Genomic DNA, 25,973 nt, shown 5'->3' with positions numbered 1-25,973 from the left:
CGAACAGGCGGGCGGCGGCGTGCGGTTCTCCCCCATGGACGTCTTCGACCTAGGGCGGATGGCGGCACCGCGGGACCGTACCGGCGCGCCGTGCCACCTGGCCGTCCTACCCGGCCGTGGGCGGACGGGAGTCCGCCGCGGCGCGCAGCAGCGCCGCCGTCTCCGGGTACGGGCCGCGCCCGGCCCATTCGAGCGGCGTGAGCCCCGTGCCGTGGTCCTCGCGCAGGCGGGGATCGGCACCCTGGGCGAGCAGCCGGCGCACCGTCCCGGTGTGTCCCCAGCACGCGGCCCCGCACAGGGGTGTGCCCTCGTCCCCGTGGCCGCTCTCGGTGTCGGGCAGGGCCCCCGCGGTGAGCAGCAGCCCCACCACGTCCGCCGCGCCGTGGACCGACGCCGCGTACAGCGGTGTCGTCCCGTCAGCGTCCGGGAGTTCGGGGGAGGCGCCGCGCCGCAGGAGCCGGCGCACGGTCCCGGTCTCACCGCTCCTCGCGGCCCGCACGAGGGCTCGGCTCAGCTTCTTGCGGCGTCTGCGGTTCACGAACGCAGACTACGAGCCAGCGGCCCCGCCGCCGAAGTTGATCCCCAGGCGTGCGACGCGGCCCTGCTCACCCGCGGCCCAGCAGCCCAGGTCCGGGGGGCAGTCGACGGTGTCGTACGACCCGGAGTCGAAGGTCCGCCAGGTCCGGCCGCCGTCCAGGCTCAGGTCGCTGCCGGACGGTCCGACCGCGATCGCCGCGCGCGAGGAGTACGGCAGCCAGGTCACTCCCGAACGGTAGGCGGCCGGGGGTCGTGCGGAGCCGGTCCAGGTGGCGCCGCCGTCGCGGGACACCGCGGCGGCGTCGGGGGAGGCCTGGTCGGGGCGGTAGTCCCCGCCCACGGCGATCCCTTGCCGCGCGTCGTGGAACGCCAGCGCGAACACGCCCTTCGCGGGGTCGCCCGCGGGCAGGGTGGACGCCGCCACGGTCCAGGTCAGCCCCCGGTCGCGGGAGTGCAGGACGCGGGCCTGCGACGCCCCGCCGGTCGCCAGCCACACGTCGCGCGGGCCACGGCTCACCAGGCACTGACCGCTCGCCGCGAACGAGGCCTCGCCCGCGAGCGCGGGGGGCATGCCGGCGGAGGGCAGCACCCGCCAACTGCGGCCGCCGTCACCGGTGGACAGCATCCGGTACCTGCCGTCGACCGGGTCGCTGACGGCGAGGCCGTGCCGGTCGTCGAAGAAGGTGACGCAGTCGTAGAAGGCGCGGGGGTCGGCGTTGCGGAAGGTCTCCGTCCAGGTCGCGCCGCCGTCCTGGGTGCGCAGCACACGGGACGCCTCGCCCTCGCCGATCGCCAGCACCACCGCGCGCCGCGCGTCGAACGCCTCGACGTCGCGGAACTGCAGTTCGGCGGCACCCGGTGGCGACACGTCCGCCCAGTGGCGTCCGCCGTCCACCGTGCGCAGCACCTTGCCCTCGGAACCGGCCACCCAGGCGGTGTTCCTGCTGACCGCCGCCAGCCCGCGGAAGCGCGCGGTGCTGCCGGTGTCCTTCAGCTCCCAGCGCGGACCGGGCCGTTCACCCGCCGCGTGGGCCGGGGCCGCGGTCAGCGCGGCGAGCGCCGCCCCGCACAGCACGGCCGTCCACACCCGTCTCATCGTCCCCATCGGCGTCATGCCGCGGCAACGTAGCCCACCGCGCGGCACCGCACCAGACCGCCTCCGGCGCACCGCGCCGCACCGCTTCTGGTGCACGACCGGCGCCTGGGACGTCCGGACCGGTGGCGCGATGCGCCGCGCGGCCCGGGACCTGCGGTCACGACGTCGACTGCGGCCGCGCCGCGGCGTGCCCGCCGGCAGGCGGTCCGGTCACCGGCGGCGGGAGCGACCGTTGTGCCGGGCGGTCCGGCGTGGCCGGGGCCGTAGTGTGCGAACTCCCCGCGCCGGGCGGGTCTTCCGGGGCCGTGGACCACTGCCCCTCAGGGCGCCTGGGACGTCCGGACCGGTGGCGCGATGCGCCGCGCGGTCCTCGGACGGACCCCGACTGCGGCTGTCGGGCTCCCGGTTCGGGTGGTCGCCGGGGCGGGCCCGCCGGACCGCGGTGCCGGTCCGGCGGGGCCGGGTCGTCAACGGGCCTGGGACAGCGTCGTCCTGGCCTGTTCGACGGCGATGGCCACCCGGGGCGACCCGCACCCCCGGGCGAGGTCCACGGCGTCCTCGGTGAGGGCTCGGGCGGTGTCGAGGTCGCCGGTCCGCGCCCGGGCGAGGGCGGCGCGCGCGGTGTAGAGGGTGCGGTCGCGCCGGTAGAGGGGGTCCTGGATCGCCAGTGCCTTCTCCAGCAGCGGGGCCGCTTCCTGCGCACGGCCGAGGTCCAGCAGCGCGATCCCGCTCTGCGCGCACAGCTCCGCCTCGTCGAACCAGTAGATCCACGACGGGTCGTCGTCGCCGGGCGCGGTGTCCAGCAGCCGTCCCGCCTCCTCCAGCGACCGGCGGCACGCCGCGTCCTCGCCGAGCCCGGCGTGGGCCCGGGCCCGGCGGGTGGCGAGCATCGCGCGGGTGCGCGAGGTCGCCCCGGCCGCGGCGGACTCCGCGGCACGGGCCGCCGCCAGGGCGTCGTCATGACGGCCCGCGAACACCGCCTGAAGGCTCAGTCCCGCCCACAGGTTGGCGGCTTGCGGGCGGTCCTGCGCGCCGTGCGCGAGGCGCAGCCCGGTGAGGTGGTGCCGCTGGGCCGCCCCGTGCCGTCCGCAGTCCGTCGCCGCCCAGCCGCCCAACTGGGCCAGTCCGGCGGCGACGCGCAGCAGACGGGCGTCGAGCCCGCCCCGGTACGGTCCCCGGCGCAGCAGGTCCAGGGCGATCCGCAGATCGGCCTCGACCCGGTGCCGTACGGCCGCGCCGCCGAGCCGGTCGTCCAGGCGGCGCAGGCCGAGCACGCCGCGCTCCAGCCAGTCCACGGTCTCCTCGTCGGCCGCAGCCCCTTCCCGGCCGGCGACGGCGTCGTCCCGCGGCGGCTCGTCCCTTCCGCCGTCCCTTCCGTGGTCCCTTCCGCCGTCGGTCGCGGCCGCCCAGTCGGCGACGGCGTCGCCGAACTCCGCTCCCTCCAGCACGGGGTGGCCCCGCGGGTCGCGTCCGCCGCCGTCGAGCAGGGCGTCCAGCGCGTCGAGACCGCCCGCCCGGGTCCACGGCAGCCCGTCGGGGATGCCGTCGAAGGACGGTAACCAGCCGGGCCACGGGCGGGTGTCCACCTCCCGCAGCGGTACGCCAAGGGCCCGGGCCAGGGCCCGCTGGCTGTCCCTCTCCGGCACCACGCCCCAGTGCTCCCAGCGCCACACCTTCTCCCGACGGGCCGCCATGGGCACGCCGAGGGCACGGGCGTTGTCGGCGACGACCCGAGCGAGGTCCTGGTAGCTCCAGCCGTGGCTGCGCCGGACGGACGCCAGGGGATGGGACGGTGCCGGCGCGGTGTCGTCCGCCACGGCGTTGCTCCTTCGTCTCATATTCGTACGTTCGAATATCAGGCGCGGGCGTTGCGGCGCAGGCGATCGCCGCGATCCGTCCCGATCCGTGTCCCGCGGCGTCCGGCGGCGCCCGCCGCCGTTCGGACGCGTGTGCGGGACTACATCGAGACAACAGGCCCGGACTTGAAGTGGACCTGCTCATACCGGTTGGCTTTGTGTGATCAAGCGATCACCGGACGCCGAACGGGATGCCCCGCCCCGGGCCGGACATCACGTGCGCGCCGTGGAGGCACCCCGAGGATGACTCCTCCTCCACCCCCGTTCGGTTTCTCCCGCTCCCGGGACGACCTGCGGTTCGACCCTGCCCTGGACGACGAGCCACTGGCCGACGCCCGCGCTGCGCTCGCCCAGGGCCGCTGGACCACCGCCCGCAGCCTGCTCGCCGAGACCGGCGACGACTGGGACCGGCGCGGCCACCGCCTGGTCGTCCTCGGCGAGGGCGGCGCCAGTGCCACCTGGGCGCGCGAGTGGCAGCTCGCCGAACCCGGCAGTACCGACGCGGCCGCGCTGCTGGCCTGCGCCACGGTGTTCCGTGCCGTCGCCGGCAAGGAGAAGCCCGAACGGGCCCGCGAGACCTGCCTCGCCGCCGCCGCGCTCACCCCGGCCGACCCCACGCCGTGGCTCTGCCTGCTGATCCTGGCCCGCCACACCGGCACCGACGACGAGCAGATGCGCGCCTTCGACCAGGTCCGCGGCCGCCACCGCGGTCATCACCACGGACACCACCTGATGGCCGCCTGCCTCGCCGAACGCCCCCAGGCCGCCTCCGAGGGCGGGCCCTTCCACGAGGTGTACGAATTCGCCGACTGGGCCGCGGGCGAGGCGCCCGCCGGCTCACCGCTCGCCGTCCTCCCGGTCGTCGCCCACGCCGAGCTGTACCGGGTCCTCGCCACCGCCGGGACCCTGCCCGCCGATCCCGCGGCCTCCGGGCACTGGGACGGATGGCGGGCCCGGCAGGCCCTCAAGCGGGGCTTCGACTGGTGGCTGGAGTGGGACGGTGCCGGGCACGACCACCCGCGCCTCCACCTCGACCTCAACTTCCTCGTCCACGCGCAGTTCCTGCAGGGCCGCAACGCCGAGGCGGCGGCCCTGTTCAACCGGATCGGCGCGCACGCCACCCGCACCCCGTGGGCCTACCCGGACCGCGACCCCAAGAAGGCCTTCCGCGCCGCGCGGGAGGCCGTGCTCGGCCCCGGCTCCCCGTAGGGCCCGCACCGCATGACGCACCAGCACCACCCCAACCCCTCCCAGGAAGGAACCGCCATGCTGACGGGCAACAGCGGGATCAGCACGTTCAAAGGCGAGGAGAGAGCCCTGCGGGCCGACCGCCTCGGCATGTCCGGCCTGCTCCTCTCCGTGGTCGCCGCCAGTGCGCCGCTGATGGTGGTCGCGGGCGTCATGCCCACCACGTACGGCGTCATGGGCATCGTCGGACAGCCGCTGCTGTTCGTGATCCTCGGCGTGGTACTCCTCCTCTTCAGCGTCGGCTACGCCGAGATGAGCCGCCACGTCCACAACGCGGGCGCCTTCTACGCCTACATCGCCCGCGGGCTCGGCGGCACCGCGGGCGCCGCCGCGTCGCTCGTCGCCCTGGTGTCGTACAGCGCGATGCAGTTCGCGGTCTTCGGCCTCTTCGGCTTCGAGATCTCCGGGCTCTTCCAGACCTACCTCGACACCACGATCGCCTGGTGGATCCCGGCGGTACTCGGCGTCCTCGCGGTCGGCGCGCTCGGCTGGCTCAAGATCGACGTCAACGCCAAGGTCCTCGGCGTCCTGCTGCTGATCGAGATCGCCCTCGTCGTCATCTTCGACGTCGCCGCCATCGGCAGTCCCGCCAAGGAGGGCCTGTCGCTGCACGCCTTCGACCCGAGCACGCTCAGCGGCGCGGGCCTAGGCACCGCCCTGTGCTTCTGCATCGCCAGCTTCGTCGGCTTCGAGCAGTCCCCCGTCTACGCCGAGGAGACCAGCCGCCCGCAGGTCGTGGTCGCCCGGGTGACCTTCCTCGCCGTCACCTTCGTCGCCGTCTTCTTCGCCATCAGCTCCTGGGCGCTGAGCATCGCGGCCGGTCCGTCGCAGATCGTGGAGGTGTCGCAGAAGCAGGGACCGGGACTGCTCTTCGGCCTCAGCGAGTCGATCATCGGGGCCGCCTTCACCGACGTCCTGCACGTGCTGTATGTGACCGGCATGTTCGCCTGCCTGCTCAGCTTCCACAACGTCGTCGCCCGCTACGCCTTCGCCATGGGCCGCGAGGGCCTGCTGCCCCAGGCCTTCGGCCGTACCAACCCCAACAGCGGCGCCCCCGCCTTCGGCTCGCTGCTGCAGACCCTGGTGTCCCTCGGCTTCGTGGTCGCCTTCGCCGTCACCGACGGCAGCGCGGCGGCGGACCACGACCCCACCGCGCCGGTGCTGAAGCTCTTCACCTGGTTCGGCAACGTCGGTGCCCTGGGCGTGATCGTGCTGCTGGCGACCGCGTCCTTCGCCGTCATCGGCTACTTCGTCCGGCGCGGCGCGCTGCGCACCCAGGCACCGCGGATCGTCGCCTCCGCCCTCGCGGGCATCGCGCTGGTCGTGATCGCCGTCTACGCCGTCAAGGACTTCGACGTCCTGGTCGCCGGCGACGGCTCCGCCGTCTCCTGGATCCTGCCCGCCATCATCGGTGTCACCGTCGTCGGCGGCCTGGTGTACGGCGCGGTCCTGCGGGCCACCCGTCCCGAGGTGCACGCCCGCATCGGCCTCGGCAACGAGGCGTTCCGGATCGAGCAGGCGCGCGAGGCCGTGCCCGCCACCGACGCGGAGACCAGCGCCTCCTGACCCCGTCCGGCCCGTCGCACCCCTGGCCGGGGGAGCGGCGGGCCGGTTCCATGTCCGTAGCGCCCGACAGCGCAACGACCAACGTCGACAAGAGGGTTGCCCCGATGTCCTCCTGCTGCCACACCGACGCCGACGCCGTGCCCGCCGCGCCCCACCCCCTCGACCCGCTGACCGCCGACGAGATTTCCGCCGCCCGCCGCATTCTCGCGGAGGACGGCAGGGTCACCGACACGACCCGCTTCCCCCTCGTCCTGCTCGACGAGCCCGACCGGCACACCGCCGACGCCCATCGCGACGGCGACCCCGTGGTGCGCCGGCTGCGCGTGACCCTGCTGGACTCGGCTACCGGCGCCGCCGCCGAGGCACTGGTCGACGTCACGGCGGGCGTCGTCGTCGCCCACCGCGCGCTCGACACCGCGGAGGAGGGCCAGCCCCCGGTCACCTTCGAGGAGTACGAGATCGTCGAGCAGGTCGTCAAGGCCGACCCGGGCTGGCGCAAGGCCATGGCCGAACGCGGCGTCACCGATCTTGACCTCGCCGTAGCCGCCCCCCTCGGAGCGGGACCGCTGCGCTTCGAGGACCGGCCCGGCGCCCGCCTCATGCGCTCCCTGACCTGGCTGCGCTGCAACGCCTCCGACAGCCCGTGGGCGCACCCGGTGGCCGGGCTCGTCGCCGACGTCGACGTCATCGAGCGGAAGGTCGTCCGCCTGATCGACACCGGCGCCGTGCCGATCCCGTCCGAATGCGGCCGCTACGAGGCCGAGTTCAACGGCCCGGCCCGCACCGACCTGCGCCCGCTGGAGATCACCCAGCCGGAAGGGCCGTCCTTCGCCCTCAGCGGTCGGCTGATGACCTGGCAGAAGTGGCGCTTCCGCATCGACTTCAACGGCCGCGAGGGCCTGGTCCTGCACCAGATCGGCTACGAGGACGGCGACCGCGTCCGCTCCGTCCTGCACCGCGCCTCGCTCGCCGAGATGGCCGTCGCCTACGCCGAGCCCGGCGACGACCGCAACTGGGTCGCCTTCCTCGACGCGGGCGAGTACTCGCTCGGCCGCAACGCCAACGCCCTGAAGCTCGGCTGCGACTGCCTCGGCGAGATCACCTACCTCGACGCCGTCCTCTCCGACGACCTCGGCAACCCCGAGACGCTGCCCAACGCCATCTGCATCCACGAGGAGGACTACGGCCTCCTGTGGAAGCACACCGACATCTTCAACGACATGGCCGCCGACAGCCGTCGCGCCCGCCGCCTCGTCGTCTCCTACATCGCCACCGTCGGCAACTACGACTACGGCTTCTACTGGTACTTCCACCAGGACGGCACGATCGGCTTCGAGGCCAAGTCCACCGGCATCGTGCAGACCTCCGCCGTGGAGCCCGGCACCGCCGACGCGGTCGGCACGGAGGTCGCGCCCGGCCTGCTCGCCCCGTTCCACCAGCACCTGTTCTGCGTACGGCTGGACGCCGCCGTCGACGGCCACGCCAACACCGTGGAGGAGGTGGACGTCGTCCCCGTCCCGAGCGGGCCGGACAACCCCAACGGCAACGTCTTCACCACCCGGGTGACCACCGTCGCCGACAGCGCCGAGGGCGGCCGCCTCGCCGACCCGCTGGCGGGCCGCCGCTGGCGGATCAGCAACCCCGGCTCCCTCAACCGCATGGGCAAGCCCGTGGCGTACACGCTCGTGCCGCAGCCCGGCCCGGTCGTCCTCGCGCAGCCCGACTCGGCGGTCGCCCGGCGCATGGCCTACGGCACCAAGCACGTGTGGGTCACCCGCCACCGTCCCGAGCGGCGCTTCCCCGCGGGGGACTACCCCAACCAGAACGCGGGCGGCGCCGGGCTGCCCCGCTGGACCGCGGCGGGCGAGTCGCTGGAGGACACCGAGCTGACCGTCTGGCACACCTTCGGGCCCACCCACCTGCCGCGGCTGGAGGAGTGGCCGGTCATGCCCGTCGACCACAGCGGGTTCACCCTCAAGCCCACCGGCTTCTTCGACCGCAACCCCGCGCTCGACCTCCCCAAGGAGACCCCGCGCGGCGAGGGCCACTGCCACACCGCCTAGCGCGGCGCGGCTCCCGAGGAGTGCCCCGGCCCCGCTGTCCGCACGGACCGCGGGGCCGGGGCATGCCGGCTCAGGGGCGGCGCGCAGGGACGTTGTCGTGGACCCGCTTGGGGTCGGTGACCGCGACCGGCTCCAGGATCTCCTCGATCCGCGCCATCAGGTCCTTCTCCAGGACGACGCCCGCCGCCTTGGCGTTCTCCGCGACCTGCTCGGGACGGGACGCGCCGACGATGGCCGCCGAGACGTTGGAGTTCTGCAGCACCCACGCCACCGCGAGCTGGGCCAGCGACAGGCCGGCCTCGGCGGCGAGCGGCTGGAGCCGCTGGACGGCGTCGAGCACCTCGTCGCTCATCCACCGCGAGATCATGCCGGCGCCGCCCTTGTCGTCGGTGGCCCGCGAGCCCGCCGGGGGCTCCTGCCCCCGCCGGTACTTGCCGGTCAGCACACCCTGCGCGATCGGCGAGAAGACCACCTGGCCCATGCCCAGTTCCTCGCAGGTCGGGACGACCTCACCCTCGATGACCCGCCACAGGGCGTTGTACTGCGGCTGGTTCGACACCAGCGGGACGTGCAGTTCCCGCGCCATCGCGTGGGCGCGACGGATCTGCTCCGCCGGCCACTCCGAGACGCCGATGTACAGGGCCTTGCCCGAGTGCACGACGTCGGCGAACGCCTCCATCGTCTCCTCGAGCGGGGTGTCCACGTCGTAGCGGTGCGCCTGGTAGAGGTCCACGTAGTCGGTCTGCAGGCGGCGCAGCGAGCCGGCGATCGACTCCATGATGTGCTTGCGCGACAGCCCGCGGTCGTTGCGGCCCGGCCCGGTCGGCCAGTACACCTTGGTGAAGATCTCGATGCCCTCGCGGCGCTCGCCCTTCAGCGCCTCGCCGAGGACGGACTCGGCGCGCGTCCCCGCGTAGACGTCGGCGGTGTCGAAGCTGGTGATGCCGACCTCCAGCGCCGCGCGCACGCACGCCGTGGCGGCGTCCGCCTCCACCTGCGAGCCGTGGGTGAGCCAGTTGCCGTACGCGATCTCGCTGATGACCAGGCCGCTACGGCCGAGATGGCGGTATTCCATGGGAGCGAAGCCTCCGTTGGCGTGTCCGTGGGTGCCGGCCGGCCGGGTGCTGGCGCACCGGGGCCCGCCGGGGGCGCGGCGCCCGGTCGGGCGTCGGCCGCAGAAAAGATGGCAGGGGCAAATACATCTGATCATTACATGCCGCCGTACCGGCGCGGGGGCCGGTCCCCCGGTCGCCCGCGCCGGCCGGATCCCGGTCGCCGGCCGCCCCGGCCGCGACCGGCCTCAGCGGAAGTCCGGGGTCCACAGGCGCACCGTGGCGAAGGCGGCGCCGGGGCGGGTCCGTGCGTACGCGGGGGTCCCGTCGGCGTCGAGGAACTCGACCGTCGGCCCGCCCCGGCCCCGGGGCCCGGTCGCCTGCGACCTGGCCCGGATGCGCGTCCCCGTCGGCTGGTTGGTGTAGGCGCTCACCCCGCTCGCCCCGTCCACCTGCCGGTACCTGAGGGACGCGACGTCCAGCCGGTACACCCCGTAGCTGTCGGTGAACCACAGCGACCCCGGGTCGCCGTACACCGGCTGCAGATCACGGCCCTCGCCCTCGAAGCCCACGGCGCTGTGCTCCGTCAGCGTCGTCGCCGCGCCCCGGCCCGACACCGCGTAGCGCACCAGCCGCTCGGCGCCGATCGCCCACAGCGCCCCGTGCTCCGGGTCGTACAGCACACCGCGCGCCCTCGGCAGCGGCACGGTGCGGAACGGCGCGGTCTGCTCGGTGTCCGCGTACAGCCGCAGCCGGCCGGGCGCCACGGAGGCCACCACGATCACCCCGCCCGGGATGCGCTCGATGGCGTGCGGGCTGTCGGCCGGGGTCACCGTCTGCCACACGATGGCCCCGGTGTCCTCGCGCACCATCGCCGCCCGGCCGCCGGACGCGGCCACGAGCACGACCCGCCCGTACGCCTGCGTCCTGCGCAGCCGCACGTCCGACAGGTGCTGCCAGCTCGTGCCGGCCCCGCCCGGCGCGCTCCAGTGCCAGGTCACGGCCCCGGGCCGCGACCAGTCCAGGGCGTCGGGATCGAAGACCAGGACGCCGTTGCAGGACTGGTCGGCGGTGGCGATGGGATGGCTCTTCCGCGCGGCGTGCCGCGTCATGTCGTGCCCCCGTATGTCGTTGACGTGCCAACGAATATTCGGAGGATAGCGACGCAGGGTGCTGCCACGATGGGCCGCGTGACCGTACCGCGACCGAACGTCCACGCTTCGCCCGTATGGGAGATCGCCCCGCTCCCCGTTGACGACCCCGTGTCGAGGGACCTGCTGTGGCGGTACTACGACGACATCGTCAGCCGCTACTACGGCAGGCCGATGACCCCGCGGGAGATCGACGACCTGCTCACCGAGCACACCAGTGACGACCTCGCCGGTCCCCACGGGCACTTCCTCGTCGGCCGCCGCGACGGCGAGCCGGCCGGCTGCGCGGGCGTCCGCCTCCTGGCCCCCGGCGTCGCCGAGCTGCGCCGCGTGTGGGTCGTCCCCGGCGCCCGCCGCACCGGCGGCGCCGCACTGCTGGTCACCGCCGCCGAACGCGCGGCCCGCGAACGACTGGGCGCCGCCGTGATCCGCCTCGACACCCGGGCCGACCTGGTCGAGGCACGGGCCCTGTACGCGAAACTGGGCTACCACGAGGTCCCCGACTACAACGGCGAACGCTACGCCGACCACTGGTTCGAGAAGCGTCTGGGCCCGGACTCCGGCGCGGCATAGGCCCAGGCTCGTGGCCGGGCGGCCGGGCTCCGCAATAATGCAGCGGTAGTCCAGCCAGAAAGCAGGTCGCACATCGTGACGACAACGGTCTCGGTCGAGCGCAGGATCGCCGAGGAACTCGGCGTACGGGAAGGTCAGGTCAGATCGGCGGTCGAGCTGCTCGACGGCGGCGCGACCGTGCCGTTCGTGGCCCGGTACCGCAAGGAGGCGACGGACGGCCTCGACGACGCCCAGCTGCGGACGCTGGAGGAGCGCCTGCGCTACCTGCGCGAAATGGACGAGCGGCGGGCCGCCATCCTGGAGTCCATCGAGTCCCAGGGCAAGCTCGACGACGCCCTGAAGGCGCAGATCCTCGCCGCGGACTCCAAGGCGCGCCTCGAGGACATCTACCTGCCCTACAAGCCCAAGCGGCGCACCAAGGCGCAGATCGCCCGCGAGGCCGGCCTGGAGCCGCTCGCCGACCGCCTCCTCGGCGACCCGTCCCTGGAACCGCAGGCCGAGGCCGCCGGGTTCGTCGACGCGGACAAGGGCGTCGCCGACGCCGCGGCGGCGCTGGAGGGCGCCCGCGCGATCCTCACCGAGCGGTGGTCCGAGGACGCCGACCTCGTCGGGGGACTGCGCACCCGGATGTGGGAGCGGGGCCGGCTCGTCGCCAAGGTGCGCGAGGGCAAGGAGGAGGCGGGCGCGAAGTTCGCGGACTACTTCGACTTCGCCGAGCCGTTCACCAAGCTCCCCTCGCACCGTGTGCTCGCCATGCTGCGCGGCGAGAAGGAGGAGGTCCTCGACCTCACCATGGAGCCCGAGGAGCCGGTCGCGGAGGGCCCCTCCAGCTTCGAGCGCACGATCGCCCACCACTTCGGCGTCGCCGACCGCGGCCGCCCCGCCGACAAGTGGCTCGCCGACAGCGTTCGCTGGGCCTGGCGCACCCGCTTCCTGGTCCGGCTCGGCCTCGACCTGCGCGTCCAGCTGCGCCAGGACGCCGAGGACGAGGCGGTCCGGGTCTTCGCCGCCAACCTGCGCGACCTGCTGCTCGCCGCCCCCGCCGGCACGCGCGCCACCATGGGCCTGGACCCGGGCTTCCGCACCGGCGTCAAGGTGGCCGTGGTCGACGCGACGGGCAAGGTCGTCGCCACCGACACGATCTACCCGCACGTGCCGCGCAACCAGTGGGACGCCTCCATCGCGACGCTCGCCCGGCTCGCCGCCGCCCACGAGGTCGACCTGGTCGCCATCGGCAACGGAACCGCCTCCCGCGAGACCGACAGGCTCGCCGCGGACCTCATCAAGCGGCACCCGGAACTGAAGCTGACCAAGGCCGTGGTGTCCGAGGCGGGCGCCTCGGTCTACTCCGCCTCCGCCTACGCCTCCGCCGAGCTCCCCGAGCTCGACGTGTCGCTGCGCGGCGCCGTCTCCATCGCCCGCCGCCTCCAGGACCCGCTCGCCGAACTCGTCAAGATCGACCCCAAGTCGATCGGCGTCGGCCAGTACCAGCACGACCTGTCCGAGGTGAAGCTCTCGCGCTCCCTCGACGCGGTCGTCGAGGACTGCGTGAACGGCGTCGGCGTCGACGTCAACACCGCCTCCGTGCCGCTGTTGCGCCGCGTCTCCGGCATCACCGAGGGCCTGGCCGCCAACATCGTCGCCCACCGCGACGCCAACGGCCCGTTCCGCCGGCGCACCGCCCTGAAGGACGTGGCCCGGCTCGGCCCCAAGGCGTACGAGCAGTGCGCCGGGTTCCTGCGGATCCCCGACGGCGACGACCCCCTGGACGCCTCCAGCGTGCACCCCGAGTCCTACCCCGTCGTACGGCGCATGAGCACTGCGGCGGGCACCGACATCAGGGCGCTCATCGGCAACACCACGGTGCTGCGCGGGCTGGCGCCGCGGGAGTTCGTCGACGACACCTTCGGTCTGCCGACGGTCACCGACATCCTCTCCGAACTGGAGAAGCCCGGACGTGACCCGCGGCCCGCCTTCAAGACCGCCGCCTTCAAGGAGGGCGTCGAGGAGCTCAAGGACCTCAGGCCCGGCATGCTCCTGGAGGGCGTCGTCACCAATGTCGCGGCCTTCGGCGCCTTCGTGGACGTCGGCGTCCACCAGGACGGGCTCGTGCACGTCTCGGCGATGTCCAGGAACTTCGTCAGCGACCCGCGCGAGGTGGTCAAGCCCGGCGACATCGTCCGCGTCAAGGTGCTCGACGTCGACATCCCGCGCAAGCGCATCTCCCTCACCCTCCGTCTGGAGGACGAGGCGAGCGCGCCCAAGGGCAACGCCGGCGGTGGACGTCCCGAGCGCGGCGGCCGCCCCGACCGGCCCGACCGCCGCGGCGGCAACCCGCCCCGCCAGTCCCGCGGCGGCGACCGCGACCGGGACCGCCCGGCCCCCGGCGGCGCGATGGCCGACGCCCTGCGCCGCGCCGGGCTCGACAAGGGTCTCGGCGGGGGCAACAACGGCCGCCGCGGCTGATCCCACCGTGAGGCACTGAGGCCCTGAGGCGCGCTCCCCGGAGGACCGGGGGAGCGCGCCTCGGCGTGTTCTCAGCGGCAGACCGTCCCCGCCGGCGGGAGCACGCCGCTCAGCAGGTAGCGGTCGACCGCGGCGTCGACGCACGCGCTTCCGGGCTGCAGGTAGGCGGTGTGCCCGTCGCCGTCCCAGGTCAGCAGCCGGGCCGAAGGGAGCTGCCGGGTGAGTGCCCGCGCCCAGGCGTACGGGGTGGCCGGGTCGCGCAGGGTGCCGACGACCAGGATCGGCGCCGTGGGAGGGACCGTGACGGCCTGCGCGGGCCGGTCCGGGCCGACGGGCCAGTGGGCGCAGGTGCTGAGCAGCCCGGTGTAGTACGCCCCGAACTGGGGCGAGGCACGGAGGAAGGCGGGGAGCAGCGCCTCGGCCTGCGCGGGGGTGAACACGGGCCCGAGCGCTGCGCTCAGACAGCTGACGGCCGTGAACCCCACGTCGGCGACGGCCTCCTCCTCCGGGGCGGAGAGCCTTTGGAGCGCGGCGGTGCCACCGGAGGCGGACACCACCTCGCCCAGGGCCAGGCGCAGTTCCTCCCACGCGGGCTGCTTGAGCCCCGACACGACGGTGACGAGCAGGTCGTCCCCCGTGACGGTGACGTCCTTGCCCTCCTGGCGCGGGCTCCGGTCGAGGCGGGCGACCAGGGCGTCCAGGACGCGGCCCGCCTCCTCGACGGAGTGGCCGACCGGGCAGTCGGGGCGGCGCGCGCAGTCGGCGGCGAAGGCCTCCCAGGCCACCTGGTAGCCGTGTGCCGGATCCAGGAAGCGGTGGTAGCCGTCGACCGTGGGGTCCACGGCGCCGTCGAGGACCATGCGGCCGACCCGGGAGGGGAAGAGCTCGGCGTAGACGGTGCCCAGGTAGGTGCCGTAGGAGAAGCCGAAGAAGTGCAGGCGGTCGTCCCCGACGAGGGCGCGCACCAGGTCCATGTCGCGGGCCACGTCCGGGGTGCCGATGTGCGGCAGCAGCCACCCGGCGTGCCGCCGGCACGCGTCGGCGGTCTTCTCACGGGCCTCGTCCAGGGCCTCGAAGTCCGGCTTCCCGGCGGTGAGCGGGCGGGCTTCGGCGAGGTTCGCCGCAACCTCGGTGCCGCAGTCCACCGGGGTGCTGGCGCCGACGCCACGCGGGTCGATGGCGACCAGGTCGTAGGCGGCGCGTACCGAGGGCGGGAACTCTTCGGCGAGATCCTGCAGGCCGCCGATGGCGGAGTCACCGGGCCCGCCGGGGTTGTACAGCAGCGAGCCGATGCGGTGCGCCCCGCTCCCCGTGGACGTCAGGCGGGTGGCGGCCAGGGTGATGTCGCCCGCTTCGGGGTGTGCGTAGTCCAGCGGCGCATTGAGAGTCGTGCACTGGAAGGACGGCTTGTCCTCGCACGGTCTCCAGGCGAGCCGCTGCGCGTAGTAGCGGGTCAGCCGCGGCGTCACGGCCTCGGTGTGCACGGAGCCGGCCGGCGCCAGGCGGGTCACGGGTGACGCCCCGCCGCGGAGGGAGGAACACGCGGTCGCGAGGAGGGCGCACGCGCCCAGCACCGCGACCGCGCGGCGTCGTCCCCTCCTGCGTACGTGGCCGGTGTGCCGGACAGCGTCCATCGCTCAGCCTTTCTGGTGCCCTGGTGGTGTGGCGTCCTGCTGCCCGTCAGCCGCACACGGTGCCGTCGGGTGGGAGCCGGCCGTGCAGGAAGTAGCCGTCGACGGCCGTGTCGACGCAGGCGCTGCCCTGCTGGTAGGCGGTGTGCCCGTCGCCGTCCCAGGTGAGCAGCCGCCCGGAGGAGAGCTGGGCGGCCAGTGCCCGGGCCTGCTCGTAGGGGGTGGCGGGGTCGCGGGTGGTGCCGACGACGAGGATCGGCGGGGCGCCGCGGGCGCTGATCCGGTGCGGGACCTGCGTGGGCCGCGTCGGCCAGTCGGCGCACATGGGGAGGAACCCGGCGTAGTACGCGCCGAACTGGGGGGCCGCGCGGCGGAACTCGGGCACGGCCGCGAGCGTCTGCGCCGCGGTCGACCGCGGTCCCAGCGCGGAGCTCAGGCAGTTGATCGCGGCGAGGGACTGCTCACCCGGCCCGCCGTCGTCCTCCGTGCCGGGCAGCGGTCGCCAGGCGGCGGCGTCGCCCGCCGCCACCTCGCGGAGCAGGTTGCGCAGTGCGCCCCAGGCCGGAGCCGCGAGTGCCGAGGTGACCGCGGTGAGCAGATCGTCGCCGGTGGGGGAGACGCCGTGGCCGCCCGCACTTCCGGAGGCCTTGTCGAGTCCCGCGACCAGGCCGTCAAGGATGCGGCCCGCGTCCTTGACCGAGTGGCCGACCGGGCAGCCGGGGCGGGTGACGCAGTCGGCGGCGAAGGCCTCCCAGGCCACCTGGTAACCGCGTGCCATGCCGAGCGTGGCGCGGTAGGCGCCCATGTCCGGGTCGATGGCGCCGTCGAGGACCATGCGGCCGACGCGGGAGGGGAAGAGCTCCGCATAGGTGGCCCCCAGGTAACTGCCGTAGGAGTAGCCGAGGAAGCCCAGCCGGTCGTCGCCGAGCAGGGCCCGTACGACGTCCATGTCCCGTGCGGCGTCGGGGGTGCCGACGTGGGGCAGGAGCCGGCCCGCGCGACGTGCGCACGCGTCGGCGACCAGGGCGAGGCCCGGCTCGGGGTCCCCGGCGGCGGCCCCGGGGACCGATGGGCCCGTCCCGCAGTCGACCGGGGCGCTGCGGCCCACGCCCCGGGGGTCGACGCCGACCAGGTCGTACGCGGCGCGCATCGCGGGGGAGAAGCCGTCGGCGAAGGACAGCACATCGTCGACCGCCGACACGCCGGGCCCGCCGGGGTTGAGCAGCAGCGAGCCGATGCGGGCCGCGCGCGGGCCGGTGGCCCTGTGGCGGACGACCGCCAGCCGGATGTCGCCCGCCTGCGGGTGGGCGTAGTCCAGGGGCACCGTCACCGTGGTGCACTGGAACGACGCCCCTTCCCGGCAGGGCTGCCAGTCGAGCCTCTGCCGGTAGTAGCGCGACACGTCCGGCGGCGCGGACGAGGCCGCCGACGAGGCTGCCGACGCCGCCGCCGAGGCTGCCGAGGCGACCGGAGTGGCCGGGGCGGCCGCGGACGCGGCCGCGGACCGCTTCGCGCCCGCCGTCCGGTGCGCGCGCTGGGGCGAACAGGCGGCCAGCACCAGGCAGGCGCTCAGCAGCCCGCCCGCGATGCGCCTGCCCCGGCCGGACAGGGGACGTGCGGCCTGCACGGCGGCCACCGCCCGTCAGACGCAGACCGTGCCGGTGGCCGGGAGCTGACCTTTCGTCAGGTAGCTGTCGACGGCGCTCTCGACGCAGGTGCTGCCCTGGTGGTAGGCGGTGTGCCCGTCGCCGTCCCAGGTCAGGAGCCGTCCGGAGGAGAGCTCCCGGGCGAGCGCCTGTGCCCACGGGTACGGGGTGGCCGGGTCGCGGAGGGTGCCCACGACCAGGATCGGTGCGGCGCCGGCCGCGGTGATCCGGTGCGCCGGCTGGTCAGGGCGGACGGGCCAATGGGTGCACATCGGCAGGGTCCCGGCGTAGTACTCGGCGAACTGCGGTGCTTCGCGGCGGAATTCGGGCAGCGCCGCCTGCGCCTGCGCGACGGTCGACCACGTGCCCAGGGTGGAGCTCAGGCACGACACCGCGTAGTACGACTGGTCGCCCGGATCGGTTTCCTCGTCCACGCCGAGGAGCGCCTGTACGGCCGTGGTGTCGCCGGCCCGCACCCCCTCCAGCGCGGCGCGCAGCGCCTCCCAGGCCGGGGCCCGCAGCCCGAGGACGACCGCGCTGAGGAGGGAGTCCCCCGTGACGGTGATGTCCTTGCCCTGCCGGAGGGGGGTGCGGTTCAGCGTGGCCACCAGGGTGTCGAGGATGCGGCCGGCCTCCTGGACCGAGCGGCCCACGGGACAGTCGGGCCGGGTGGCGCACTCCGCGGCGAAGGACTTCCAGGCGACCTCGTACCCCCGGGCCTGGCCGATGGTGAAGTCGTACCCGTCGAGGGCGGGGTCGACGGCGCCGTCGAGGACCATGCGGCCGACGCGGGAGGGGAAGAGCCCGGCGTAGGTGGCGCCCAGGTAGGTGCCGTACGAGAAGCCCAGGTAATGGAGCTGCCGGTCGCCCAGCACGGCGCGTACGACGTCCATGTCGCGGGCGGCGTCCTCGGTGCCCACGTGCGGCAGCAACCGCCCCGCGTGCCGGCCGCATTCGGCCGCGACCTGCGCGTAGCCCGCGGCCGAGGCGTCGATGTCCGCCCTGCGCGCGCCGGGGTCCGGGGGGGCCGCGGGGGTGTCCTTGGCGCAGTCCACCAGGGTGCTGGCGCCGACACCGCGCGGGTCGACCGCCACCAGGTCGTACGCTGCGCGCACCGCGGGGGAGAAGGAGTCCACGTTGCCGAGCAGGTAGGCGATCGCGGACGAGCCCGGTCCGCCGGGGTTCATCTGCAGCGAGCCGACGCGTGCGGCGCCGTTCCCGGTGGCCCTCTGGCGTATCGCGGCCAGGGTGATGTCGCCTCCCTCGGGGTGGTCGTAGTCCAGCGGCACCGTGATGGTGGCGCACTGGAACGACGGCACCGCGGCGCAGGCCTTCCAGCCCGGTTTCTGCCCGTAGTAGCGGGCCAGGTCCGCCGGTGCGGCGGTGGCGGCGCCCCCGGCGGGTGCCCAGGCCGGCGTCTGCCGGAGGTCGCCCGCCGCGCACGCGGTGAGCAGCAGCCCGCAGCTGCCGAGCACGGCGATGAAGCCGTGGAGCCTGCGTCGGGGTGCGTTCATGGCCACGCCTTTCTGTGCGCCGCGCGGAGCGCGGGGCGGGTGGTCGCGTCAGCGGCAGATCGCGCCGGTGGGCGGGAGCAGACCGCGCAACAGGTAGTCGTCGACGGCCGTGTCGACGCAGCGGCTGCCGCGCTGGTAGGCGGTGTGCCCGTCGCCGTCCCAGGTCAGGAGACGCCCGGAGGAGAGCTGGGCGGCCAGTGCCCGGGCCTGGTCGTAGGGGGTGGCGGGGTCGCGGGTGGTGCCGATCACGAGGATCGGCCCGGCGCCCCGGGCGCTGACGCGCCGCGGGAGCTGCGTGGGCCGCGTCGGCCAGTGGGCGCACGTCGACAGGTCCTCGTTGTAGAACGCCCCGAACTGGGGCGAGGCCCGCAGGAATTCGGGCAGCGCCGCGAGCGTCTGGGCGGGGGTCGACCGCGATTCGAGCGCGGAGCTCAGGCAGTTGACCGCCGTCATGGACTCGTCACCGGACGCGGTGTCGTCCTCGGAGCCCACGAGCTCCCGCAGCACGGTGGTGTCACCCGAGGTCACCCCGTCCAGCACCGCGCGCAGCGTCTCCCAGTCGGGCGCGCGCAATGCGGTGACGACCGTGCCGAGCAGGGTCTCGCCGTCGAGGTGGCCCTCCTTGCCCTGCCGCACCGGGGCGCGGTCGAGGGCGGCCACGAGGGAGTCCAGCGTGCGGCCCGCCTCCTTGACGGAGTGGCCGACCGGGCAGTGCCTGCGGCGGGCGCAGTCGGCGGCGAAGGACTCCCAGGCGATCTGGTACCCGCGGGCCTGGTTGAGGTAGGCGTGGTAGCCGTCCATGGCCGGGTCGACCGCGCCGTCCAGGACGACCCGGCCGACGCGGGAGGGGAAGAGCTCGGCGTAGGTGGCGCCCAGGTAGGTGCCGTACGAGAAGCCGAGGAAGTGCAGGCGGTCCTCGCCCAGCGCGGCGCGTACGACGTCCATGTCCCGGGCCGCGTCGAGGGTGCCGACGTGCGGCAGCAGCTGCCCGGCGTGCCGCGCGCAGTCCGCGGCGACCTTGGCGTGGTAGGCGGCCCACGTGTTGATGACCGTGGCCTCGTCCGAAGGGAGCGCCCCCCGCGTCCCGGCACCCGGGGGAGCGGCGGAGCCGCAGTCCACCGGCGAGCTGTGGCCGACGCCGCGCGGGTCGACCGCGACCAGGTCGTACGAGGCGCGCAGGGCGGGGGAGTACCTGTCGGCGTAGGCCCGCAGATCGTCGATGGCGGACAGACCGGGGCCGCCGGGGTTGATCTGGAGTGCGCCGACGCGGGCGGCGCCGTGGCCGCGGGCCTGCCTGCGGATCGCGGCCAGGGAGAGGTCACCCGCTCCCGGGTGCGCGTAGTCCCGCGGCACCTTGAGCCTCGTGCACTGGAACGACCGGTCCCGGCAGGGCAACCAGCGCAGCTCCTGCGTGTAGTAGCGCCGCAGGTCCACGCGGATCGCGTCGGCCGCCGCGCTCGCGGAGGCCCCGGCGGGAGTGGGTGCGGCGGTCCTGTGCGTGTGCGTCGCGGCGGTGCAGGTGGCGAGCAGCAGCCCGAAGGCGACCAGTACGGCGAGTGCGCAGAGCAGTCCGCGCCCGGGTATTCGGCCGGTGGCCGGGACAGCTTTCATCGCCACGCCTTCGTTTCCGCCCGTTGCGAGACGCGGGGCTGGTCGGCATCGGTGAGCGGCCGCGGGGGCGGGCCCGGCGCCGCGTCCCGGCAGGGAGCGGCCACGCCGTCCCCCCACCCTTCGCTGCGTAACCAGGTCATCACAGATCGTGCACGGGGGATCGCCGGGCTGGGCCGAACGCGTGAACCCGCCGTGCCACCCCCGTGCCGGCGCGCGCCACAAGTACCCCTACAGCCCCCACAAGTTGACCGGTATCGCTCTGGCCCCCGGACCGGGCCGCGGCTAGCGTCCGCGGGTGCCCTCACCCATGCGCACCACCCGCCCCCGTACCGACCGCATCCGCATACGGACGACCTCCCTGGTGGCGACCGTGATCGCCGCCCTCGCCGCCGTCCTCCTCCCCGTGACCACCGTGCAGGCCGCCTCCCCCGGCGGGACCGTCCGGCACGGACTGAGCCGGCCGGACTACTCGTACGCCGACGCGATCCGCGAGGCGGTCTGGGTCGAGACGGGCCGCGACGACGACGGCGACGGCCGCGCCGACCGGGTCGCCGCCGACATCGTGCGGCCCCGCGAGCCCGCGGCCGCCGGCCGCAAGGTGCCGGTGATCATGGACGCGAGTCCCTACTACTCGTGCTGCGGACGCGGCAACGAGAGCCAGTTGAAGACCTACGACGACCAGGGCCGCATGGTCCAGGCCCCGTTGTACTACGACAACTACTTCGTCCCCCGCGGCTACGCCGTCGTCCTGGTCGACCTGGCCGGCACCAACCGCTCCGACGGCTGCGTGGACGTCGGCGGCCCCTCCGACATCGGCTCGGCCAAGGCGGTGATCGACTGGCTGAACGGCCGGGCCGAGGGCTACACCTCCCGTACCGGCTCCCGGCCCGCGAGCGCCCGCTGGTCCACCGGCGACGTCGGCATGATCGGCAAGAGCTGGGACGGGACGATCGCCAACGGCGTCGCCGCGACCGGGGTGCGCGGCCTGCGCACGATCGTGCCGATCAGCGCCATCAGCTCCTGGTACGACTACTACTTCCAGCAGGGCGCCGCCCTCTACGACTCCGGCCCCGACTGGCTGTCGGACTACGTCGAGAGCCCGGCCGCCCGCGCCCGCTGCGCCGCGGTGCAGCAGCGCATCGTGGACGGAGCCCCGCGCAGCGGCGACTGGACCGGGTTCTGGAATGAACGCGACTACACCAAGGACGCCGGCAAGGTCCGCGCCAGCGTCTTCGCCGTCCACGGCATGCAGGACCTCAACGTCCGCACCAAGCACTTCGGCCAGTGGTGGAGCGCGCTCGCCGCGCACGGCGTGGAGCGCAAGGTGTGGCTGTCGCAGACCGGCCACGTCGACCCCTTCGACTTCCGGCGCGAGGCATGGGTGTCCACCCTGCACCGCTGGTTCGACCACTATCTGCTGGGCGTCCGCAACGGCGTGGAGCGCGAGCCCGGCGCCGACGTCGAACGCTCCCCCGACCACTGGACGACCGACCGCTCCTGGCCCCCCGCCGGCACCGGACCCGCCCGGCTGAGCCTGCGGCCCGGCACCACCCCGGGCCTGGGCACCCTCGGGCTCGGCCCGGCCGCGCCCGGCAGTACGGCGGCCTTCACCGACGCGCCCCAGGAGTGGGAGGAGGACTGGGCCGCCGGCGCGGACACCCCGAGCGCCTCCAGGGCCGTCTTCACCACCGGCACCCTCGCCCGCGACCTGCGGCTGTCCGGCAGCGGCACGGTCACCCTCACCGCGTCCTCCTCGACCACCAGCGCCCACCTGTCCGCGGTCCTGGTCGACCTCGGGCCGGACACCGTCCGGGACTTCCTGGGCGCCAAGGAGGGCATCGCCGACCTGGCCACGCGCTCGTGCTGGGGTGAGAGCACGGCGGGCGACAGCGCCTGCTTCCGCGACACCGCGGCCGACACCGCCGACGTCGCCCACACCGTGGTGAGCCGCGGCTGGGCCGATCTCGGGCACACCGCGTCCGCATGGCACGGGCGTCCGCTCGTCCCGGGCCGCGCCTACACGGCCACCGTCACCCTGGGCGCCACCGACCACGTCGTGCCCGCCGGGCACCGGCTCGCGCTGATCGTCGCGGGCACCGACGCGGGACTGGTCGAGCCCCCCGACACCACCCCCACCGTCACCCTCGACCTGGCCCGCTCGCATGCCCTGCTGCCGCTCGTCGGCGGAACGCGCGGCCTCGCCCCCACGACCCCGCACCCCTCCGTCGCGCAGCGCGCCGCGGACGTCCCGGCCGCCCCGCCCCGCACCGCCCGCACGGTCCCCGCGGGCCGCTGACCCCGGGCCCTGCCCGTCCGCCCTCACGCATGACGAGGGCGGGCGGGTAGTGTCAGCGGGTCAGCGATAGTTGTACAAGGAAGCAACAGCACCCGTGGACAGCACCAAGAAGACCGCCGACGACGCCCCGGCGGACGATCCCACCGCGGACCGCGGCGCGGAGCCCGGCATACCCGGCAGCCGCACCCGCTGGCGTCGCTGGCTCATGGACACCCGCCCCCTGCGCCACCCCGCCTACCGCCGCCTGTGGAGCTCCACCACCGTGACCGCCGTGGGCAGCCAGCTCACCGCGGTCGCCGTGCCCAAGCAGATCTACGACATCACCGGCTCGTCCGCGTGGGTCGGCTACGCGAGCATCGCCGGGCTGGTCCCGCTGGTGGTCTTCGCCCTGTGGGGCGGGGCCGTCGCCGACAGCGTGGACCGCCGCAAGCTGATGCTGTACACCAACATCGGCATCGCCGTCACCTCCCTGCTGTTCTGGGTGCAGGCCTTCGCGGGCGCCCACTCCGTCTGGCTGCTCATGGTGCTGCTCGCCGCGCAGCAGGCGGCGGCCGGCATGAACGCCCCCGCCCGCAGCGCCGCCATCGCCCGCCTGGTCCCGCCGGCGGAACTGCCCGCGGCCATGGCGCTCGGCTCCACGGTCATGCAGACCGGGCTGGTCGTCGGCCCGCTGCTCGCGGGTGTGCTCATCCCCGTCATCGGCCTGCCCGACCTCTACCTGATCGACGCGATCGCCCTCACCGCGACCGTGTGGGCGGTGTGGCGGCTGCCCGCGCTCCCGCCGCTGGAGGCCAACGGCGCCCCCGTCGCCCGGCGCGGCGGCTGGCGCGAGGTCGGCGCCGGCTTCCGCTACATCACGGCCCAGCGCATCCTGCTGATGTCCTTCCTCGCCGACATCGTCGCCATGGTCTTCGGCATGCCGCGCGCCCTGTTCCCCCAGCTCGCCGACACCACCTACGCCCCCTGGGGCGAGGGCTTCGCGCTCGGCCTGCTGTTCGCCGCCATCCCCATCGGCGCGGTCGCCGGCGGGTTGTTCTCGGGCACCTTCTCCCGTTCCAAGCGGCACGGTCTGATGGTCGTGATCGCCGTCTGCGGCTGGGGCGCCGCGATCGCGGGACTCGGACTGAGCAGCAGCCTGTGGTGGGCGGCGGCCTTCCTGGCGCTGGCCGGATTCGCCGACATGGTCTCGATGGTGTTCCGCAGCGCGATCCTGCAGTCGGTCGCGACGGACGACATGCGGGGCCGCATGCAAGGCGTGTTCACGGTCGTCGTCGCGGGCGGTCCCCGGGTGGCCGACCTCCTGCACGGCACGGGCGGCTCCGCGTTCGGGACGCGTACCGCGGTCACCGCGGGCGGTGTGCTCGTCGTGGTCGTCATGCTCGGCCTGGCGGCGGCGTTCCCCGCCTTCACCCGCTACCGGGGTGCCTGAGCCGTTGGGGTGCCGAGCGCCCCGGGGCCCGCTGTGGCGGATTCCGGCGGCGACCCGGCCGCCGCCCCGTCCCGGTCGGGCACACGGGGGGCGGGGGCACGTCCGCGAGGTTCCGGGCGGCGCGCCGGGCCTGATCGTACCGGTTTGATACGCCGCCAAGTCGTCCGGGGTGCCCCGTGTCGCCCCGTACGCGCGGTGCGTGGTTGCGGTTGGGGGTTTCCCCACCGCCCGCCCGCCCTCCCTCCCCCAGCCTTCGGTCGGGGAGACCCCCATGGGCGCACCCCGCCACACCCCCTCCCGTTGTGGGGGCGCATGACGGCCGGTGGCGGCGAGTAAGGCACCTTCGGCAACCCCGGACCGCCTCCTAACCCACCACCGGCCGTTAGTCGCCCCAACCGGCAGGAGGGGGCGTACCCCGGCGCGGCACCGACCCCACACGTACGCAGCGAGGCGGTCACTGACCGCGCCGGGCAATCGGGAGGGCGGGCGGGTGGACGCCCGCCGCAGGCGCGAACGAGCCGCACACAACCACCGGGCAGCCCGGCGCAGCCGCCCGCAGGCGCAACGCACCCGCACACAACAACCGGGCCGCGCGGAGCGCGGATTGCGCCCGCCGGGTGAACGCGTGCGTCGATCAGCGTAGTGCGCCACGGGGTCCGGGTGCCCGCCCGGTTAAGAGTGGGGGGGTACGCATCCGGAGGAGCAGCGCATGCCGCATGCCGCAGCGGGACCTCCCCGTCGGCCCCCCGCAGGGCCCGCAGGGGCCGCGGTCGGGCTTTTCGCGGCACTGGTGTGCCTGCTCCACGCGTTGTGCGCGCCGGGGGCCGCGGCACTGCAGCCGCCGGAGCGGACGGCGGCCGTCGCCGCCGCCACGGACGAACCCGGCAAGCAGATGCACCACCCCCCGGCGAGCGTCGGGCGGCGCACCGTCCCGCAGGCGGGCCCCCAGCAGCGTGCCGGGACCGTCCAGGGGCACGCCGCCGACATCGTCCACGACACCTGCCCCCCGGATCCGGTGGGCGCCGCGCTCCGCGGTCCCGCCCGGCACGTCGCCCCCGCGGGCAGACCCGACCACCTGCACCTCGTCCTGCGCTGCTGACGGCGCCCGGCCGTCGCCGCCCGCGCGGCGGCCCGCAGCCATGCCCGTCAGCAGGACGACAACCGCAGGAGGAGCCCCACCATGCCCGTGGACATCTACGCAGCCCTGGGCGCGATCGTGCGCGCCGAGGCGGTCCGCGACCGCGAGCGGCCGGTCGCCGCCGACCGGCCGGAGACCGCCCCCGAGCGGACGACGGCGCCGGACGCGGCCCCGCAGGAACCGAGGGAACTGACCGAACGCCACCACGAGTGACGCCCCGGCGGTCGCGCCCTGCCCGGTGCCGGGCGGGGCGCGCCGTACGGGGGAACCGCGGCGCGTGATGCCGCGTTTACCCCAGTGAGTGCGGCACGCGCCGCAGACGGAGGCGGGAAGATGTCCAATCGCGCGAAGGTCGCCGTCGGCGGCGTGGCTGTCGGCCTGATCCTGCTGTGGGTCCTGCCGACGTGGCTGGCCCTGCTGGTCATCGTGGGCGTCCCCGTGGCCGCCTACCTCACCCTGGACCCCTCCCAGCGGCGCAGGCTGCGCCGGGGCGGCAGGCGCCAGATCGGCAGGTGACGGTGTGCGGCGCGGTCGCGGCTCAGGTGACGGAGCCCGCGGCGGCGCCGGTCCTGAGGTCGGGGCCCCAGCGGTCCAGCGCGGCCTCCAGGTCGAGCGGGCGCGGGCCGCTGGGTTCCTGCTGCGTGGGCCAGTCCTCACGGGGGACGCGCCACATGACCTCGAACTCGTTCCCGTCGGGGTCCTTGGCGTACAGCGACTTCGACACGAGGTGGTCGCTGGAGCCGACCAGGGCGCCCCGCTCCGTGAGCAGTCGCGCGGTGTCGGCCAGTTCGCGGAGCGTGCCGACCTCCCAGGCCAGGTGGTACAGCCCGACGCGGCCCTGCTCGGGGCCGGGCGCGTCCGGGCCGATGGCGAAGAGCCCGAGGTCGTGGTCGTTGAGCGTGTCCTCGGCGCTGAGGAAGGCGGCGCGGCCGGGGATCTCCACGTCGACCTCGAAGCCGAAGACGGCGGTGTAGAACTCGACGGACCGCGTGACGTCACGGATGTAGAGCACGGCGTGGTTCAGACGGCGAACAGGCATGGCCCCAGGTTACGCGGCCATCATTGAAAGTTCAATGAATGCCTTCGTTAGAATGATCGCG

The 25,973-nt window shown here is 74.7% G+C and carries 20 protein-coding genes; 10 read left to right on the top strand and 10 right to left on the bottom strand.

From position 1 onward, the window contains the following. Positions 1-106 precede the first annotated feature (106 nt). From ABZ312_RS27170 to ABZ312_RS27160, 3 genes are all read right to left on the bottom strand, one after another. Positions 107-538 (bottom strand): ankyrin repeat domain-containing protein, encoded by a 432-nt coding sequence (locus ABZ312_RS27170; protein WP_500323198.1) that lies wholly within the window; start codon positions 536-538, stop codon positions 107-109. 9 nt (positions 539-547) lie between these two features. Next, positions 548-1,642 (bottom strand): WD40/YVTN/BNR-like repeat-containing protein, encoded by a 1,095-nt coding sequence (locus ABZ312_RS27165; RefSeq protein ID WP_500323199.1) that lies wholly within the window; start codon positions 1,640-1,642, stop codon positions 548-550. Between the two features lie 458 nt (positions 1,643-2,100). Next, entirely contained in the window at positions 2,101-3,450 is a 1,350-nt protein-coding gene (locus tag ABZ312_RS27160; protein ID WP_500323200.1) for an NsdA family TPR-like regulatory protein, read from the bottom strand. A gap of 282 nt (positions 3,451-3,732) precedes the next feature. On the opposite strand from ABZ312_RS27160, the gene ABZ312_RS27155 reads away from it, so the two are divergent. The 3 genes from ABZ312_RS27155 to ABZ312_RS27145 all read left to right on the top strand — a co-directional run bounded on the left by ABZ312_RS27155 (position 3,733) and on the right by ABZ312_RS27145 (position 8,366). After that, a complete protein-coding gene (locus tag ABZ312_RS27155; protein ID WP_500323202.1) occupies positions 3,733-4,698 on the top strand; it encodes a hypothetical protein in 966 nt (321 codons plus the stop codon). 57 nt (positions 4,699-4,755) lie between these two features. After that, complete coding sequence (locus ABZ312_RS27150; RefSeq protein WP_500323404.1) at positions 4,756-6,303, top strand: APC family permease; 1,548 nt, start codon at positions 4,756-4,758, stop codon at positions 6,301-6,303. Positions 6,304-6,407: 104 nt separating this feature from the next. Then, a complete protein-coding gene (locus ABZ312_RS27145; RefSeq protein ID WP_500323406.1) occupies positions 6,408-8,366 on the top strand; it encodes a primary-amine oxidase in 1,959 nt (652 codons plus the stop codon). 70 nt (positions 8,367-8,436) lie between these two features. Here ABZ312_RS27145 and ABZ312_RS27140 read toward each other — a convergent pair whose 3' ends face one another. Then, positions 8,437-9,441 carry an aldo/keto reductase family protein gene (locus tag ABZ312_RS27140; protein WP_500323204.1) on the bottom strand — a complete coding sequence of 335 codons (1,005 nt, stop codon included), beginning with the start codon at positions 9,439-9,441 and terminating at the stop codon, positions 8,437-8,439. A 225-nt stretch (positions 9,442-9,666) separates the two neighbouring features. Then, positions 9,667-10,530 carry a DUF6528 family protein gene (locus ABZ312_RS27135; protein ID WP_500323205.1) on the bottom strand — a complete coding sequence of 288 codons (864 nt, stop codon included), beginning with the start codon at positions 10,528-10,530 and terminating at the stop codon, positions 9,667-9,669. Positions 10,531-10,599: 69 nt separating this feature from the next. Here ABZ312_RS27135 and ABZ312_RS27130 point away from each other — a divergent pair, with 69 nt between their 5' ends. Next, positions 10,600-11,142, top strand: coding sequence for a GNAT family N-acetyltransferase (locus ABZ312_RS27130; protein ID WP_500323206.1), 543 nt, complete (start codon positions 10,600-10,602; stop codon positions 11,140-11,142). 75 nt (positions 11,143-11,217) lie between these two features. Beyond that, positions 11,218-13,608 (top strand): Tex family protein, encoded by a 2,391-nt coding sequence (locus ABZ312_RS27125; protein WP_500358932.1) that lies wholly within the window; start codon positions 11,218-11,220, stop codon positions 13,606-13,608. Positions 13,609-13,679: 71 nt separating this feature from the next. Here the strand turns inward: ABZ312_RS27125 and ABZ312_RS27120 are convergent, their stop codons facing one another. From ABZ312_RS27120 to ABZ312_RS27105, 4 genes are all read right to left on the bottom strand, one after another. Beyond that, positions 13,680-15,119 (bottom strand): alpha/beta hydrolase, encoded by a 1,440-nt coding sequence (locus ABZ312_RS27120; RefSeq protein WP_500438946.1) that lies wholly within the window; start codon positions 15,117-15,119, stop codon positions 13,680-13,682. A gap of 169 nt (positions 15,120-15,288) precedes the next feature. Further along, positions 15,289-16,866: an alpha/beta hydrolase gene (locus tag ABZ312_RS27115; protein ID WP_500323209.1), complete on the bottom strand. Its 1,578-nt coding sequence runs from the start codon at positions 16,864-16,866 to the stop codon at positions 15,289-15,291. A gap of 15 nt (positions 16,867-16,881) precedes the next feature. Next, entirely contained in the window at positions 16,882-18,399 is a 1,518-nt protein-coding gene (locus ABZ312_RS27110; protein ID WP_500438945.1) for an alpha/beta hydrolase, read from the bottom strand. A gap of 48 nt (positions 18,400-18,447) precedes the next feature. After that, a complete protein-coding gene (locus ABZ312_RS27105; RefSeq protein WP_500323212.1) occupies positions 18,448-20,010 on the bottom strand; it encodes an alpha/beta hydrolase in 1,563 nt (520 codons plus the stop codon). Positions 20,011-20,317: 307 nt separating this feature from the next. Between ABZ312_RS27105 and ABZ312_RS27100 the strand changes: the two genes are divergently transcribed. The 5 genes from ABZ312_RS27100 to ABZ312_RS27080 all read left to right on the top strand — a co-directional run bounded on the left by ABZ312_RS27100 (position 20,318) and on the right by ABZ312_RS27080 (position 25,389). Continuing rightward, complete coding sequence (locus tag ABZ312_RS27100; protein WP_500438944.1) at positions 20,318-22,306, top strand: Xaa-Pro dipeptidyl-peptidase; 1,989 nt, start codon at positions 20,318-20,320, stop codon at positions 22,304-22,306. A 94-nt stretch (positions 22,307-22,400) separates the two neighbouring features. Then, complete coding sequence (locus tag ABZ312_RS27095) at positions 22,401-23,735, top strand: MFS transporter (protein WP_500323216.1); 1,335 nt, start codon at positions 22,401-22,403, stop codon at positions 23,733-23,735. Between the two features lie 709 nt (positions 23,736-24,444). Further along, positions 24,445-24,834, top strand: coding sequence for a hypothetical protein (locus ABZ312_RS27090; protein ID WP_500323217.1), 390 nt, complete (start codon positions 24,445-24,447; stop codon positions 24,832-24,834). Positions 24,835-24,915: 81 nt separating this feature from the next. After that, positions 24,916-25,086 carry a hypothetical protein gene (locus ABZ312_RS27085; protein ID WP_499515428.1) on the top strand — a complete coding sequence of 57 codons (171 nt, stop codon included), beginning with the start codon at positions 24,916-24,918 and terminating at the stop codon, positions 25,084-25,086. A 120-nt stretch (positions 25,087-25,206) separates the two neighbouring features. Then, the gene (locus tag ABZ312_RS27080; protein WP_500323219.1) at positions 25,207-25,389 is read left to right on the top strand and encodes a tail-anchor membrane protein; all 183 of its coding nucleotides are present in this window, start codon (positions 25,207-25,209) and stop codon (positions 25,387-25,389) included. Between the two features lie 22 nt (positions 25,390-25,411). Here the strand turns inward: ABZ312_RS27080 and ABZ312_RS27075 are convergent, their stop codons facing one another. Beyond that, positions 25,412-25,912 carry a VOC family protein gene (locus tag ABZ312_RS27075; RefSeq protein WP_500323221.1) on the bottom strand — a complete coding sequence of 167 codons (501 nt, stop codon included), beginning with the start codon at positions 25,910-25,912 and terminating at the stop codon, positions 25,412-25,414. Positions 25,913-25,973 lie beyond the last annotated feature (61 nt).

It is taken from the genome of Streptomyces sp. NPDC006207, from assembly GCF_040613835.1.
Classification (GTDB): domain Bacteria; phylum Actinomycetota; class Actinomycetes; order Streptomycetales; family Streptomycetaceae; genus Actinacidiphila.
Note: the sequence above shows the minus strand (reverse complement) of the source record. Positions and strands in the feature narration are given on the sequence as shown.